Here is a 15,492-nt window from a genome sequence, read left to right as displayed (position 1 = left end):
CGTAAAATAACGCGTTCTCGCACTGCAAGGAGTTAAAAGATATGCAGATGGATAAGGTGCTGGCGGCGCTGCGCGCCCAGCAAGATGAGATGGTCGCGATCCGCCATGACCTGCATATGTATCCCGAGACCTGCTATGAAGAGGTGCGGACCTCGCAGATCGTTGCGGACAAGCTGACCGAATGGGGCATCACCTTTGAACGCAACATCGCTGTCACCGGCATTGTGGCGACGATCAAAGGGAACAAGCCCGGCAACCGCGCCATCGGCCTGCGCGCCGATATGGACGCGCTGAACATTGTCGAGACCAGCACCTTTGCCCATGTCTCGAAAATTCCGGGCAAGATGCATGGCTGTGGCCACGACGGTCACACGACGATGCTGCTGAATGCCGCGCGCTATCTGCAGAACAACCCCGATTTCGCGGGCACGGTATATTGTTTCTTCCAGCCCGCCGAAGAGGGCGGTGCCGGCGCGCTGAAGATGATCGAAGAGGGGCTGTTCGACCGCTTCCCCTGCGACGCCGTCTATTCGCTGCACAACAAGCCGGGCATCGAGATCGGCAAATTCGTCACCCGCAACGGCCCGCAACTGGCCTGCTCGGATAGCTGGACAGTGACGTTCAAAGGTACCGGCGGCCATGGCGGTGCGCCCGAAAAGTCGACCGATACGACCGTGCCGCTGGCGCATTTCATTCTGGGCATTCAGGGCATCATTTCGCGCAACGTACCGGCGCTGGATTCGGCGGTGCTCAGCATCGGGTCGATTAATGGCGGCCTCAGCTTTAACGTCATGCCGTCCGAGATTGTCGTGACCGGCACCACGCGCTGCCACCGCCCCGAGATCCGCGACCTGCTGGAAACCCGTCTGCGCGAGATTGCCGAACTCTCGGCCGCGATGAGCCGCTGCACCGTGGATGTGAACTATGATCGCGGCTACCCGCCCTTGATCAACACCCGTCTGGAAACCGACAAAGCCGTGGCGGCCGCCAGCGCGCTGGTGGGGGCCGATAATGTCGATGGCGACAACCCCCCGATCAATGCGGCAGACGATTTCGCCTATATGCTGCGCGAGCGCCCGGGCTGTAACGTCATGATGGGAAATGGTTTTACCGCCAATAACCACATGCCGAACTATGATTTCAACGACGACGCGATCCCTTACGGGTCGGCCTATTGGGTGTCGATCGTGGATCAGGAACTGAACGCCGAGGCCTGAACGCAAAACGCCCCGCCAGATCGGCGGGGCGTTCTTTTATCCGGCGTTGCCGTGACGCTTAGTCGTTCGACTTGCCGCGAATGGACCAGCCAAAGAATGTGCGGTGAATGACATTCACCAGCTCGTACAGGATCACGCTGATCAGCGCGAGCATCACGACACAGGCCATCGCCGTCGGGATCGCAAACTGCGCGGTGGACGAGGTGACAAGGAAACCAAGCCCCCGGTTCGCATTGACGAATTCCGCCACAACCGCACCGATGACCGCAACCGTCACACCCACGCGGAGGCCCCCAAAGATGAACGAGACGGCATGGGGCAGGCGCACCGTGATCACCGCGCGCAGGGGCGAGGCACCGGCCACGCGGGCCAAATCCATCATCTCGTCCGGCGTATCCATAATGCCGGTCGCCGTCGCGACCATGATCGGGAAGAACGCAGTCAGCGTCACGATGATCAGCCGGGTGGTCTCATCCGGCCCGAAAATCACCACCAGAATGGGCGCGATGGCGACGGTCGGAAAGGCGTTCAGGAAAACGATCAGCGGATAGATCGCCTCGGATGTCAGACGGTTCACCGATACAGCGACGCCCAGCGGAATGCCGACCAGACAGGACAGCAAAAAGCCCATCAGAATGGTTTTCAGCGTGGCGAATGTATTGCTGAAAATCCCCGTGCCCAGACGCGCGCCGCCGAAATAGATATCGATGGGCGAGGGCAGCAGATAGACCGGGATTTTCAGCGCCCAGCACGCCAACTGCCAGACAGTCAGCAACAGGATCAGCGCGATGATGGGCAGGATGATACGGCGCTGCGTCGGCGTCATTTGCTGTCTCCTTTGGCGCGGTCGCCGTAGATGCCTTCGCGGATGCGCAGCGCATATTCGCCAAAACGCGCATGGGTCGGGGTTTCATGGGTGCGCGGCTTTTCAATATCGATGCTCAGCAGGTCCTTCATCCGGCCGGGGCGGGCGGACATGACGGCGACGCGGTCGGATAGCAGCACGGCCTCGTTGATCGAATGGGTGACGACAAGAATGGTTTTTTGCGTCTGCGCGTGGATTTTCAACAGATCCAGCTGCAGATCCTCGCGCGTGAGGGCATCGAGGGCACCAAACGGTTCATCCATCAGAAGCAGCTTCGGGTCAAGGATCAGGCTGCGCGCGATCGAGGCGCGCTGCTGCATCCCGCCCGACAGCTCGTTCGGCATACGCTCGGCCATATCGGCAAGGCCGACCATCTCCAGCAGCTCTTGCGCGCGGGCTTTGTCAGCGGGGGTGACGCGGTTGTTCAACACGCGCACGGGGTAGAGCACATTGCCCATGATCGTCAGCCACGGCAGCAAGGTCGGGCGTTGGAACACGATGGCGATGCCGGCAAAGCCCTTTTTCGCATGGGCCTCGCCAAAGGTGATGCTGCCGGTGGTCGGCTTTTGCAGGCCCGCCAGCATCCGCAAGATTGTCGATTTGCCGCATCCTGACGGCCCAACCAGCGAGATGATCTCGCCCTTTTTGATGCCAAGGCTGAAATCCTGCAACGCCACGACCGGGCCGCCTTTCAGCGTCTCGAACGTCATGCCGACATGCGAGAGTTCGATTAAGTTTCCGGCCGACAAGCCTGCCGCAGGGGCGGGGCTGATGTCCTCGTGTCGTTCCATTCTTGTCCCTGTTCGTATTTTATCGAATAGGTATACCATTAGTGCGCCAATGTCGAAAAGAGCAAAAATGCCGCATCGCACGGGCTATGTTTTTGACCGTTCGGCAGAAAATTTCCTATTAAGACGCTTGCAAATCAACGCACTGGAGAAGGTAACGCGGCTGTGAAAAGTCAGTGCAGCATTAACTATTTTCGGGTCTCTCATGGCTTTCACGAAACTTGAACTGCCCCAACGTGCGCTGTCCATCACCCCCAATGCTATCGTCCCGCCGCGCGGCGTGATCTTTGGGACGGTGGTGTTCATGGCGATTTTCGGGTTCTTCGCCTGGCTGTATACACCGAACCTTGTGCGCGATTGGATGATCAGCCAGGACCCGGTGGTTATTCAGGACGCGCGCGTCAGCAACGGCGAATGCACCACGCGGCAGGGCGTCTTTGTCAGCTGCAGCGCGGATGTGACCTATGGCGCGCGCGAAAATCCCTATAACCGTCACATCGAATTGGCTTTTTTGGACCTTCATAGCGGCGATTATCAGGTCGATGTGGTGGTGAACCGCAACGATCCGGGTATGGCGACATTGTCGCTGGGCCTCGATATGCTGTGGAGCCGCACCGCCACGCTGGCGGTCATCCTGTTCTTGCTGTTGGGGGCGCCGATTATCGGCGGCGGCAATATCCTGCGCGCGCGCAAAGCGCAGCGTGCCAGCACGACGCCCGCACGGCTGGACCTTGTGCCGCTGCATATTGCCAATACGCAGACAAGGCGTGGCGTCACAGTGGTTAATTATCACGCGCTGCTGCCGAACGGCAAACAAGGCCCGCAAGGCACCGCAACCTTCGCCGCGGGCGAGGCGCCACTGACCCAATTTGACGACAAGGGCAAGCTGATCGGTGTCGGCGTCAGGCATCCCGATAGCCCGCTGCCCGCGCTGCTGGACGAGGGGCTTGCCCGCATCTCGCTGACCGAGCGTGAGCGCCGCGAGGCGCTTGCGCAATTGGCTGTCACGGCCGAGGCTGCGCCCGCTGCCGCGCCTGCGAATAAACGGATGCCCGCGCCGCTGCGTGTGATCCTTGGCGTGGTCGTGATGCTGGTGGTGATGGCTGTTGCCGCCGGTGGCTATTGGCTGTGGTATGTTACCAGCAGTAATAACCGCTTTGACGCATTAGGCATGGAAATCAATGCGATACTGCCAGATCCGTTGAATGCCTGGGGCTGTGATCAGCTACAGCAGCGGTTTATGAAAGAGCGCGCGCCCTTTGGCTGCACGGCGGCTGATCACACAAGCTGGAAATAGGCGCTAAAGACCGGCGGCGTCGTGAATGACGGTGCCGGTAAAGCTGCAGGCGGCGCCGTGGTAATAGCCGCAGCCGCCCAGCTCTTCCAGCTGCACAGTATATTCCCCGTCAAAACTCAGGCTGATCTCGCACAGCTTCGCATTGCTGAGCGAAATGGGCGAGGCGGGGTCATAGCCCTCATTCTCTACCTGCAACAGCGCCTGATTGTCGGTGATCGTGATCGGGCCGCTGATGCCGCCACCGCAGCCGGGCTGATTGCCTACCATCGCCACGGTGGTCGACAGGTCCAGGTCATAGCTGTCAGGGCCGGTGCTGCTCAGCGAAAGCTGCAGCGACTGTCCGGTCTCGCTGGTATAAAGCCCCTGATAGTCTTGGGCGTGTGCTAGGGCGGGTATCAAAAGCAGCGAAAGTGTCAGCAGGTGGATCTTGCGCATCGTGATTCCAATGAAAGTTTCACGGCGATCTTAGGGCGAAAGCCTGCCGCAGATGCGATAGGAATGCTGCGCGGGATGCGTATCGGCAATAAACGGCTAAACAGGCCAAAGAAACCCTAGAACTGCCATTCAATTGCGGAAAACTGGTGGGTGATAAGAGATTCGAACTCCTGACATCTTCGATGTGAACGAAGCGCTCTACCACTGAGCTAATCACCCTTGGGCGGCTGATTATCCGCCCTGCGCATAAGGCGCAACAGTTTATTTTGGCTCTTTCTCGGGGGTTGGGATAAGACGTAGGGTCAGCACTGGCCCCTTTTCGCGTTCTTTGCGGGCTTTGACCGCGACTTTGCCAAGTGGGGCAAGAACCAGCTCTTTATCTTCCGCCAGCGCTTCGGCCATCGCGGCAAGGGCGGCTTCCATCACCTTGCGCACAGTGCCTACGGGCAGGCTCACTTCGGCGGCGACTTGGCTCACCAGATCGGCCTTGCGCAGCTGGTTCTTTGCGGCCTTAGGCTCGGCGGCGGCGCTGTCTTTCACCTCGACCTCGTCGTCGGCATCCTCATCATCATCCTCGGGCACCTCGTCAAACTCAGGCTCGGAGGCGGCGGCAGAAGCCTCGGCGGCCGCGCGCACGCTGCCGGGCACCACTTCCTCGAGGAAGATGCCCGAGCGGGTCATCACGGTTACAAATTTCACGCCGCGGGCCTGCGCCGAAGGCGGCAATTTTGCCTTTGGCTGGGCAACGGGCGCAAAGGTTACCTCGTCATCGACGGGTCTGATCTGGTCAATTTGTGACATGGTGTCTTCCTTGGCCCTGTTGCTGATATTTTTTCCGGTCGGGTTCTGGGACTTACCTTTGGGCATAGCGGTCACCTTTGGTCGACTGATGTGCGTAGTGTGACGCGACTAACGCAATGGATCAAGAGATTGAAGTCATCCAAATTTACTTATTCGAAGATATAGATCGCGCAGACTATAACCATAGCGCCAGTTAGGCAGAAAATCGTAAACCAACCGTTAATTCTAAAGCTGACATCGGTGGTGCTGCGCCCGATGCAGCGGCCGGTAATCAGCGACATCGCCGAGATGGGCGAGATTGCAATCGCCATGCCCCAAGCGAACATCAGCGCGATGCCCAGCGACAGGGGATGGTTCTGCCCGATCACGCTGCCGCCAATAATTTGCGCGACCATCACGAATGAAATCGTATGGGGGATATAGAAAATCGCCAGCAGCGGCACCAGCAGCAGCCCCGCCAGCACGAAGACCAAGGGTGGCACCACGCCGGCGGTAAAGATCACCTCTAGCCCCAGGCTTTGCAGCAGCAGCGCGACGGGGGTGCTGATCAGCGTCGCGGTCAGGAAAATCGTCGCTTCGGACGCGGTCGCGGCCGAGGCTTCGCCCATCGCCTTGGCCGGGTTGCGCACCGCAGCGCTGCGGGTTGCAGGCTCGACCAGCGGCCACAAAAACGCCATCGCGGGCAGGATGATGCAGGCGGCGACGAGGAAGCTGATATGCAGCAATGTATGCAGCAGCAGCGTCGCGCCGATCAGTGCGGCAACCGCGACAAGCAGCCCGATCAGCGCACGGGCCGAGCCGCCTGCGCTGGTCGGGGCAGCAACGGGCCGCCCCTCGATCAGGCGCCCGACCCATAGGCTGCCAAGCGCCACGACCAGTGTCGCGATCACCGCCGCTGCTAAAAATACCCCCGGTGACAGGGCCGAGATCGACGCCAGCACCACCGCAAAGCCGATGCCGATCGGGTTCCAAAGCGTCGCGAACAATGTGCCGCGCAGGGCGGCGATGGTGATGCTATCGGCAGCGCGGCTGTCGCTGCCGCTGCGGGCGGCATGGTCGCGGGCGATATCCGACAGCAGGCTGATCGTGCCGATATTGAACAGGATGGTCAGAAACTGTGCGCCAAATGTGACCGCCGCCGTGCGCATCTGCGCGGGAAAGGCGAACAGATAGGCCGCCGCATCCGCCACCAGTTTTGACGCGCGCACCGGGCCGCGCACCAGACCAAGCGTGGTCAGAAAGGCTGAAAACGCAGTGCCTTGTTGCAGGGCATTGCGCAGGCTGGGCATTTGCGCTGGCGCAAAGATCCACAGCGAGATCGCCGCAATCAGCGCAAGTCCGACGAAAACCTGCGCCGCGCGGCGCACATGCGGCAGGCGCAACAGCGCCAGCGTGATCGCCGCGACCGAGGCCAGATCATTCAGCGGCCGCAGCGAAGGCAGATATTGCCCACCAATCTGCCCGATCAGCAGGCTGATCAGCATCAGCAGCGCAACGGCACCGCATAAACGTTCATAAGCTGAAGGCGGTGCGTCGAAAACGGGAACGGGGCGTGACATGGGGGACTGCAGGGGATGAATGCGGGAACTGCAGCACCTATCTACCCGAAGCGCGCCCGGCACAAGGCACCGTATCGTGGGGCGCAGCGGGAAAACGGATCGAAAAACAGGCGGATTGATGCGGTATTCGGGGTGTTGCGCCTATACAAGACCCGCGCCTTGCGGCTATAGCGGGTTGACCGCCGCGCGGGGCCTTGTGCGGCCCCATCTGCCGCCCGCACTAACAGACGAGAACGACAATGGCTGACGAGTTTGAACTAGATACCGACGATCTGACCCGCCGCATGGACGGCGCGATTGCTGCGCTGCGCACGGAATTCGCCTCGCTGCGCACGGGCCGCGCCTCGGGCTCGATGCTCGAGCCGATCGTGGTCGATGCCTATGGTCAGACCACGCCGATCAACCAGCTGGGCACGATCAACGTCCCCGAGCCGCGCATGGTCACGATCAACGTCTGGGACAAGGGCATGGTCAGCAAGGTTGAAAAGGCCATCCGCGACAGCGGCCTTGGCATCAACCCGCAGACCAACGGCACCATCATCATGCTGCCGATCCCCGAGCTGAACGAAGAACGCCGCCGCGAGCTGACCAAAGTCGCCGCAGGCTATGCCGAACACGCCCGCGTCGCCGTGCGCAACCTGCGCCGCGACGGGATGGACAAGATCAAAAAGGCGAAATCCGACGGCCTGTCCGAGGATGACGTCAAGTTCTGGGAATCCGAAGTGCAAGAGCTGACCGACAAGTTCATCAAGCTTGTCGATCAGACGCTGGACACCAAACAAGCCGAGATCATGCAGGTCTAAGCCTCCCCACCGGGGCGTTTGGGACAGCAAGCAAGGAGCCATTATGGCGCGCGACGAAAAGGCGGGTTCGACCGCCGGTGTGCAGGCAGGCGCGGGTGTTGTGCCGCAGCATGTTGCCATCATCATGGATGGCAACGGCCGCTGGGCCAAACTGCGCGGTCGTCCGCGCCTATTCGGCCACCGCGCCGGCGCGCGCCGTGTGCGCGATATCGTGCAGGCTTGCCCGCAGCTTGGCGTGAAATATCTTACGATCTTCGCCTTTTCGACCGAGAATTGGAAACGCACCCAGACCGAGGTTGCGGGCCTGATGGGCATGTTCAAGCGCTACATTATGAACGAAGCGAAAACCCTTCATAATGCTGGTGTTTGTGTGCGTTTTATCGGTGATCGCCTGCGTCTAGAGCCCAGCCTACAGCGCCTGATGAATGATTTGGAGGCGCTGACCGCTGGCAATGATACGGTCCACCTGACCATCGCCATCAATTATGGTGGCCGTGACGAGGTGACCCGCGCGGTGCAGCGTATGGCGGTCGAGGTTGCGGATGGTCGTCTGCATCCGCAGGACGTGACCTCGGACACGCTGACCGCCTTTCTTGATACGCATGTGCTGCCCGATCCTGATCTGGTCATTCGCACCAGCGGCGAGGCGCGGATCTCGAATTTCCTGCTGTGGCAATCGGCCTATGCGGAATATGAATTCATTGATACGCTCTGGCCCGATTTTACCCCCGACGAATTCGCCCGCGTGATCGGCCGTTTCGCCGCGCGTGACCGCCGGTTCGGCGGCGTGCGCGCCTGATCTGCCACAGGAGTGTCCCTATGGTTCAGCGCCCATCCGGCCAGTGGAATGACTTAAGACAGCGGGTTCTTTCCGCCGCAGTGATGGTCGCTTGCGCCGCAGTGGCGATCTGGGTCGGTGGGCCGCTGCTGCTGCTCGGTGTGGCCGCGCTTGCGGGTGTGGCGATGTGGGAGCTGTGGCTGATGGCGCAGCCCGGGCGCCAGAATACCGGCCTGCGGCTGGCGATCGGTACCGCACTGCTGGTTGGCGCGCTGGGGTGGTCATTCGGCCATCTGCGCCCGTTTGAAGAGCTGTTGTTCATAATCGCCCCCGGCGTTTTGGCTGCCATCGCAACCCGTCCCGTCGAAGGCGGGCTGCCGCGCCGCGTGATCGTGATCTATGCCACGCTGATCGTCTTTGTGTCATGGGGCTTGGTCGCGCTGCGCGCGGATGGCGTGAACGAGCTGCTGTTTCTGATCTCGGTCGTCGTGGTCTCGGACAGTCTGGGCTATTTTTGCGGCCGCATGATCGGCGGGCCAAAATTCTGGCCACGCATCAGCCCCAGCAAAACATGGTCGGGCACGATTGGCGGATGGGTCGGCGCGGCGGTAGTCGGGCTGGTGTTCTCGCCCTGGCTTGGGCTGGCGGTGATCCCGATTGCTGTGATCTTGGCCTTTGCCGCGCAGATCGGTGATATGGTCGAAAGCGCGATCAAGCGTCGTACGGGCGTCAAAGACAGTTCGGACCTGATCCCCGGACACGGTGGCGTGCTGGACCGGATTGACGGGATGATCGCGGTCGTCGCGCTGTATCTGATTATCCGTCTGGCCATCTCGCTGATGCAGGGACAAGGATTTGCGTAAGGTTTCTATTTTCGGCGCGACGGGGTCGGTGGGGCAAAGCACGCTGGATCTGATTGCGCGTGCGCCGGGCGACTATGCGGTCGAGGTGCTGACCGGCGGTCGCAATATCGCGCAACTTGCGGATGATGCTGTAAAATTCCACGCAAAACTTGCGATCACCTGCGAAGATGATTTGCTGCCTGACCTGCGCGCGGCGCTGGCGGGCACTGGCGTCGATGTTGCCGCAGGCGCCGCCGCCATTGCCGAGGCTGCAACCCGTCCCGTCGATTGGGCAATGTCTGCGATTGTCGGTGTTGCGGGGCTGGTGCCGGGGCTGAACATTATCGGGCAGGGCGCGACACTCGGCCTTGCGAATAAAGAAACATTGGTTGCCGCAGGCCCCTTGGTGGTGGCGCGGGCGGCCGCGCATCATGCCACGATCATCCCCGTCGATAGCGAACATAGCGCCATCTTTCAGGCGCTGCACGGCGAGGATCTGGCCGCGGTCGAGCGTGTCATCATCACCGCATCGGGCGGCGCATTTCGTGATGCGACGCTGGCCGAGATGGCACAAGCCACCCCCGAACAGGCGGCAACCCATCCCAATTGGGCTATGGGGCAGCGGATCACGATCGATTCCGCCTCGATGTTCAACAAAGCGCTGGAAATGATCGAGGCGCGCGAATTCTTTGGCCTTAGCCCCGATCAGATCGAGGTTGTCGTCCATCCCGAAAGCCTGATCCACGCTTTGGTCGGCTTTCAGGATGGCGCGCTGATGGCCCATGTCGGCCCGCCCGATATGCGTCACGCCATTGGTTATGCCCTGCACTGGCCCGCGCGTAAAACGCTGCCGGTTGAGCGGCTTGATCTGGTGAAAATTGGCCAGATGACGTTTCGCGCGGCTGACCCAGACCGCTATCCTGCGCTGCGCCTTGCGCGGCAGGTGATGGCGCAGGGCGGCTATGCCGGTGCTGTGTTCAACGCCGCCAAGGAACGCGCGCTTGACCGCTTTCTCAATCGTGATCTGGCTTTTCTGGACATGGCCGCTGCGGTGGAACATGTGCTGGATCAGATGGATCGTGCAGGGCTTTTGGCGGGCGATAGTCTATCGCTTGATCAGGTCTTGGCCATGGACGCCGAGGCGCGCGCCCGCGTCGATGGATATAAAGGATAGATGATGGATATGGCCGCAATGTTCCCACAGTTTGGCAATCTGCCGGTGACTGTTCTGGGCTTTTTGCTGGCGCTGACGATTATCGTCGGCATCCATGAATACGGCCATTACATCGTCGGTCGCTGGAGCGGTATCCACGCCGAGGTGTTTTCCATCGGTTTTGGCCCCGTGCTGTGGTCGCGTGTCGATAAACATGGCACGCGCTGGCAGATCGCGGCGCTGCCTCTGGGTGGCTATGTGCGGTTTTTGGGCGACGCGAATGCGGCCTCGGTGGGCGGGGATGGTGTCAGCCATCCAAACCCGCGCCGCACGATGACCTGGGCGCCGCTTTGGGCACGCATCGCCACTGTTCTGGCCGGTCCAGTATTCAATTTCATCCTAAGTATCGTGATTTACACCGCGATCTTTATGTATAGCGGCACCATGACAACGCCGCCGACTATCGCGAGCCTGCAGCCGTTGCCGCCCGCGATGGGCGTCACACTGCAGCCGGGCGATGCGATTATCTCGATCGCGGGTCAGCCGGTGGACGAGGGCGTGTCCGTCGCAAATCTGTCGGTTGAAAACCCGCTGCCCTATGTGGTCGAGCGGGACGGACGCCAGATCGACGCGATGGGGCCTTATCCGCAATTGCCGATCGTCGGATCGCTGATGCCGAACCTTGCCGCGCATCAGGCCGGCTTGCAGATCGGCGATGTGGTGATGGCGGTGGATGGCGCACCTGTTGCCGCGATCGGCGATGTTATCTCGCGGGTCAGCGCCTCGATGGGCGCGCCGGTGACCTTTACCATCTGGCGCGCGGGCCAGACGTTTGATCGCGAATTGCTGCCCCGTATGATCGACCTGCCGCTGCCCGAAGGCGGCTATGCGCGCGACTGGAAAGTCGGCTTCAGCTCGACCTTGCCCTATACGTTCCAGACCGAGCCGATGGGCGTCTTGCCCGCCATCGCCCGCGCGGGCGATACCGTCTGGTATCTGGTGACCCGCACTCTCGAGGCGCTTGGCAGCATGATCACGGGTGTGATCTCGGCCGAGGATAATCTGCAAGGCATGGTCGGCATGGCGCAGTCCACCGGCATGGTGGTCGAGCAAGGGCTGCTGGAATATGCCGCGTGGATCGCGCTGCTATCCGCGTCCATTGGCCTTTTGAACCTGCTGCCGGTGCCGATGCTGGACGGCGGCCATCTGGTTTTTTACCTGTGGGAGGCCGTCACCCGCCGCCGTGTGCCCGACCGTGTGGCCTGGGCTTTGATGCTGATTGGTCTGGCCATGGTGATCACGCTGATGGTCTTTGCCCTCAGCCTTGATATCCGCCGCCTCATTTCGTGGTAGAATAGGCAGAGTGTTGCCGTATATCTTGTATCCAAAGTTAAACGTCATTTTGACAAGCGCCGCGCCAGCGGTTACGCCAAAGCAGACCATAACGGCGCCAAAAATGCCGCCGGCCGAATGAAGGGACGCCGCATATCGCGTATGCAAGTGAAATTCAAGCGAAATGTGGCACTTGTGGCCCTATTGGCCGCGCTGCAAGCCGTGCCCTCAGTCGCACAGCAAAGTTTTGTGTTTAATACGATCACGGTGCAGGGCAACCAGCGGATTGAAACTGGCACGATCCTGACGCAACTGGGGATCCAGCGCGGGCAGGCGGTCTCGGCCGCTGATCTGAACGATGCGATCCAGGCCGTGCGTGCCAGCGGATTGTTCGAAAACGTCGATGCTGATCTGCAAGGCGGCACGCTGGTGCTGCGTGTGCAGGAATATCCGACGATCAACCGCATCAGTTTCGAGGGCAACAGCCGCATTTCGGCCGAGCAACTGGCCACGCTTGTCAGCTCGACCGAGCGGCGCGTGTTCAACCCGACCCAAGCAACCGAAGATGCCAATCGCATCATTCAGGCCTATGCGAACGAGGGCCGCATCAACGCCAGCGTCACCCCCAGCTTTATCAACCGCACCGACAACCGCGTCGATCTGGTGTTTGAAATCGTCGAAGGCGCCGTGACTGAGATCGAGCGGATTTCCTTTGTCGGCAACAGTGCCTTTGGTGATGGGCGTCTGCGCCGCGTGCTGGATACGAAAGAGGCGGGGCTGCTGCGCGCCATCGTGGGCCGCGACACCTATTCGCCCGACCGCATCAACGTCGACCGTCGCCTGCTGACCGACTTCTATCAGTCGCGCGGCTATGCCGATTTCCGCGTCCAGAACGTCGATGTGGCGCTGACCGCCGCGCGCGACGCCTATGTCGTGACGTTCAACGTCGAGGAAGGCCCCCGCTATCGCATGGGCAATGTGACCCTTTCCTCGACCTTGCCAGAGGCAGATGGCGCAGCCTTTGGAAATATCCTGCGCGTCAGCCAAGGTGATGTCTATTCGCCGACCTCGATCGATGCCGATGTGCAGCGGATCGAGAATCAGGCGCTGCGCCTTGGTCTGAACTTTGTCCGCGTGAACCCGATCATCACGCGCGATCCCGCATCGCTGCGCCTGAACCTTGAATACCGCCTCGAGCGCGGCGAGCGTCTGTTCATCGAACGCATTGATATCGAAGGCAACACGACCACGCTGGACCGCGTTGTACGCTCGCAATTCCGCACGGTCGAAGGCGACCCCTTTAACCCGCGCGCGATCCGTGAAAGCGCCGCCCGTATCCGTGCGCTTGGCTTCTTCTCGGATGCGCAGGTTAACACCCGTCAGGGCAGCGCGCCCGACCAGGTGGTGATCGACGTCGATGTGGTCGAGCAGCCGACAGGGTCGGCATCCTTCGGGGTCAACTTCGGCTCGGACGATGGCGCAGCGCTGGTGGCATCTTATCAAGAGCAGAACTTCCTTGGCCGTGGCCAGTCGCTGGGCCTGACCCTGTCGACCGGCGAGACCAACCAAGTGCTGTCGTTCTCGTTCGCCGAGCCGATGCTGTTCGGCCGTGATCTGCGCGGCGGCATTGACCTTAGCTATCGCCGTACCGAAAGCGACTACGCCCTTTATAACACGTCGAATTTCCGCTTTAGCCCCTCGCTGCAATTCCCGATCAGCGAACGCGGCCGCATCGGTGTGAACTATGCGCTGACCTATACGGATATCTTCAACGTCGACGATGACGCCAGCGAGCTGATCAAGGAAGAGGCGGCGCTTGGTGAGCAGTGGTCCAACTCGGTCGGCTATAGCTATACGTGGGATTCGCGTCGTAACGGCGTCGACGAGCGGACATCTTTCGGCTTCCGCTTTAGCCAGGACTTTGGCTTTGGCGATACCACCTATATTCGCAGTGCTGCGCTGGCAACGGCGCAAACCCGCGTCTTTAGCGACGAAGTTCTGCTGCGTGCGACCTTGGAAGGTGGCTATCTGCACTATTCCGACGGCGAAAGCCGCGTAACGGACCGCTATTTCATGGGCAGCCGTGTGATGCGTGGCTTCCGCTCGGGCGGGATTGGTCCGCGTGACGAGAATAGCGATGATCCCTTGGGCGGTAACGCCTTTGCCGTCCTGCGTCTTGAGGCTGAATTCCCGCTGGGTCTGCCCGAGGAATATGGCATCTCGGGCGGGGCCTTTTTGGACTACGGCTCGCTTTGGGATGTCGGCAAGCAGGTCGATGGTGTCACGATTATCTCGGACGACGCCATCGCGCGCGCCGTGGCCGGGGTCTCGCTGTTCTGGACCACACCGCTGGGGCCGCTGCGGTTCAACTTCTCGACTCCGATCACGGTCGAGGATTACGACAATACGCGCGGCTTTGAACTGACCGTCTCGACGGCGTTCTGATCGGGCGATGCGGGGTCTGCTGCGCATAGGGATATTGGGTATGGCGGCGGTCAGTGTCGCCATGCCCGCCATGGCGCAGCCCCTGAACCCACAAACCGCACCGCAGCAGGTCGAGCCGCAATTGCGCAGCCCGATCCTGACGCTGGATACCGAACGGCTTTATGCGGAATCGCTGTTCGGGCAGGATGTGCGGATCGAATATGATCGGCAAGGCGAGGCGCTGGCCGCCCAAAACCGCCAGATCGAGGCGGATCTGACCGCCGAGGAGCAGAGCCTGACCGAGGCTCGCGCCGCGATGGAGCCGACGGATTTTCGTGCCGCCGCCGATGCGTTCGACGCCAAGGTGCAGCAAATCCGTATCGAGCAGGACGCCAAGCAAGAAGACCTGCAAGATATTCTGACCCGCGGGCGCGAGCAGTTTTTGGTCTTGGTCACCCAGGATCTGATCGGATTGATGGCCGAAACCGGCGCGGCGGTGATCCTAGATCGACGCAGTGTTTTCCTGTCGGCGGGTGTGGTCGATGTGACGGATGAGGCGATTGAACGGGTGAATGACGGCTATCGCGCGCGCCGTGACGCTGCGCAGGGCGCGAACGCCCCGGCGTCCGGTAACTAGCCAATCCCTTGCCCGCAGGGGCAGGAGTTGTTAGTCAGGGCGAAATTTTTGGTTCGGAGCCAGATCATGAGCGATACTTCAACCCTGACCCCGGTGGATGCAGAAAAGACCCTGCTGACCGCCGATATTCAAGTGATCCAGTCGATCTTGCCGCATCGCTACCCGTTCCTGCTGGTCGATCGGGTGATTGATATTGATGGCACGACCTCGGCCGTTGGGATCAAAAACGTCTCGATGAACGAGCCGCATTTTCAGGGGCATTTCCCCGGCAACCCGATCATGCCGGGCGTCACCATTGTCGAGGCCATGGCCCAGACCGCGACCGTGATGGTCGGCGCCGCGCTTGGCAAGACCGACAATAGCATCATGGTGTATTTCATGGGCATTGATGAGTGCAAGTTCCGCCGCAAAGTGGTGCCCGGTGACCAATTGCGGATGAAGGTCACGACGCTGCGCGGCAAGCCCGGCGGCAAAGTCTGGCGCTTTCGCGGCGAGGCAACCGTCGATGGCGAGCTGGCCTGCGAATGCGAATTCACCGCAATGACCGAGGCAAAGGCCTGA

15 protein-coding genes and 1 tRNA gene are annotated in these 15,492 nt (G+C 60.9%); 10 read left to right on the top strand and 6 right to left on the bottom strand.

The window, feature by feature from the left end; all coding sequences use genetic code 11:
- The first annotated feature begins 41 nt into the window (after nt 1-41).
- The gene (locus KVU_RS05525) at nt 42-1,217 is read left to right on the top strand and encodes a M20 aminoacylase family protein (protein ID WP_013384353.1); all 1,176 of its coding nucleotides are present in this window, start codon (nt 42-44) and stop codon (nt 1,215-1,217) included.
- A gap of 58 nt (nt 1,218-1,275) precedes the next feature.
- On the opposite strand, the gene KVU_RS05520 is transcribed toward KVU_RS05525, so the two are convergent.
- Complete coding sequence (locus KVU_RS05520; protein WP_013384352.1) at nt 1,276-2,043, bottom strand: ABC transporter permease; 768 nt, start codon at nt 2,041-2,043, stop codon at nt 1,276-1,278.
- Entirely contained in the window at nt 2,040-2,873 is an 834-nt protein-coding gene (locus tag KVU_RS05515) for an ABC transporter ATP-binding protein (RefSeq protein ID WP_013384351.1), read from the bottom strand. Before KVU_RS05515 ends, KVU_RS05520 begins: the two co-directional genes overlap by 4 nt.
- A 202-nt stretch (nt 2,874-3,075) precedes the next feature.
- Here KVU_RS05515 and KVU_RS05510 point away from each other — a divergent pair, with 202 nt between their 5' ends.
- Nucleotides 3,076-4,167 carry a hypothetical protein gene (locus tag KVU_RS05510; protein WP_014537750.1) on the top strand — a complete coding sequence of 364 codons (1,092 nt, stop codon included), beginning with the start codon at nt 3,076-3,078 and terminating at the stop codon, nt 4,165-4,167.
- A gap of 3 nt (nt 4,168-4,170) precedes the next feature.
- On the opposite strand, the gene KVU_RS05505 is transcribed toward KVU_RS05510, so the two are convergent.
- The 4 genes from KVU_RS05505 to KVU_RS05490 all read right to left on the bottom strand — a co-directional run bounded on the left by KVU_RS05505 (nt 4,171) and on the right by KVU_RS05490 (nt 6,962).
- On the bottom strand, nt 4,171-4,602 hold the full coding sequence (locus KVU_RS05505) for a hypothetical protein (protein ID WP_013384350.1): 432 nt from the start codon (nt 4,600-4,602) through the stop codon (nt 4,171-4,173).
- A gap of 144 nt (nt 4,603-4,746) precedes the next feature.
- Nucleotides 4,747-4,821 (bottom strand) — tRNA-Val (locus tag KVU_RS05500).
- A gap of 42 nt (nt 4,822-4,863) precedes the next feature.
- A complete protein-coding gene (locus KVU_RS05495) occupies nt 4,864-5,403 on the bottom strand; it encodes an HU family DNA-binding protein (protein WP_013384348.1) in 540 nt (179 codons plus the stop codon).
- Nucleotides 5,404-5,552: 149 nt separating this feature from the next.
- Nucleotides 5,553-6,962 carry a hypothetical protein gene (locus tag KVU_RS05490; protein ID WP_236953046.1) on the bottom strand — a complete coding sequence of 470 codons (1,410 nt, stop codon included), beginning with the start codon at nt 6,960-6,962 and terminating at the stop codon, nt 5,553-5,555.
- Nucleotides 6,963-7,201: 239 nt separating this feature from the next.
- Here KVU_RS05490 and frr point away from each other — a divergent pair, with 239 nt between their 5' ends.
- The 8 genes from frr (at nt 7,202) to fabZ (ending at nt 15,492) form a co-directional block, all read left to right on the top strand.
- Nucleotides 7,202-7,765 (top strand): ribosome recycling factor, encoded by a 564-nt coding sequence (gene frr, locus KVU_RS05485; protein WP_013384346.1) that lies wholly within the window; start codon nt 7,202-7,204, stop codon nt 7,763-7,765.
- Nucleotides 7,766-7,808: 43 nt separating this feature from the next.
- Nucleotides 7,809-8,564: a polyprenyl diphosphate synthase gene (uppS, locus tag KVU_RS05480; RefSeq protein WP_013384345.1), complete on the top strand. Its 756-nt coding sequence runs from the start codon at nt 7,809-7,811 to the stop codon at nt 8,562-8,564.
- A gap of 20 nt (nt 8,565-8,584) precedes the next feature.
- Nucleotides 8,585-9,406: a phosphatidate cytidylyltransferase gene (locus tag KVU_RS05475; protein ID WP_013384344.1), complete on the top strand. Its 822-nt coding sequence runs from the start codon at nt 8,585-8,587 to the stop codon at nt 9,404-9,406.
- Complete coding sequence (gene dxr, locus KVU_RS05470; RefSeq protein ID WP_014537748.1) at nt 9,399-10,559, top strand: 1-deoxy-D-xylulose-5-phosphate reductoisomerase; 1,161 nt, start codon at nt 9,399-9,401, stop codon at nt 10,557-10,559. The genes KVU_RS05475 and dxr overlap by 8 nt, the downstream gene beginning before the upstream one ends.
- A gap of 3 nt (nt 10,560-10,562) precedes the next feature.
- The gene (rseP, locus tag KVU_RS05465) at nt 10,563-11,891 is read left to right on the top strand and encodes an RIP metalloprotease RseP (protein WP_013384342.1); all 1,329 of its coding nucleotides are present in this window, start codon (nt 10,563-10,565) and stop codon (nt 11,889-11,891) included.
- 117 nt (nt 11,892-12,008) lie between these two features.
- Nucleotides 12,009-14,315 (top strand): outer membrane protein assembly factor BamA, encoded by a 2,307-nt coding sequence (bamA, locus tag KVU_RS05460; protein WP_014537747.1) that lies wholly within the window; start codon nt 12,009-12,011, stop codon nt 14,313-14,315.
- A gap of 40 nt (nt 14,316-14,355) precedes the next feature.
- Nucleotides 14,356-14,931: an OmpH/Skp family outer membrane protein gene (locus KVU_RS05455; RefSeq protein ID WP_014537746.1), complete on the top strand. Its 576-nt coding sequence runs from the start codon at nt 14,356-14,358 to the stop codon at nt 14,929-14,931.
- Nucleotides 14,932-14,997: 66 nt separating this feature from the next.
- The gene (fabZ, locus tag KVU_RS05450) at nt 14,998-15,492 is read left to right on the top strand and encodes a 3-hydroxyacyl-ACP dehydratase FabZ (RefSeq protein WP_013384339.1); all 495 of its coding nucleotides are present in this window, start codon (nt 14,998-15,000) and stop codon (nt 15,490-15,492) included.

Source organism: Ketogulonicigenium vulgare WSH-001, assembly GCF_000223375.1.
Taxonomy (GTDB): domain Bacteria; phylum Pseudomonadota; class Alphaproteobacteria; order Rhodobacterales; family Rhodobacteraceae; genus Ketogulonicigenium; species Ketogulonicigenium vulgare.
Note: the sequence above shows the minus strand (reverse complement) of the source record. Positions and strands in the feature narration are given on the sequence as shown.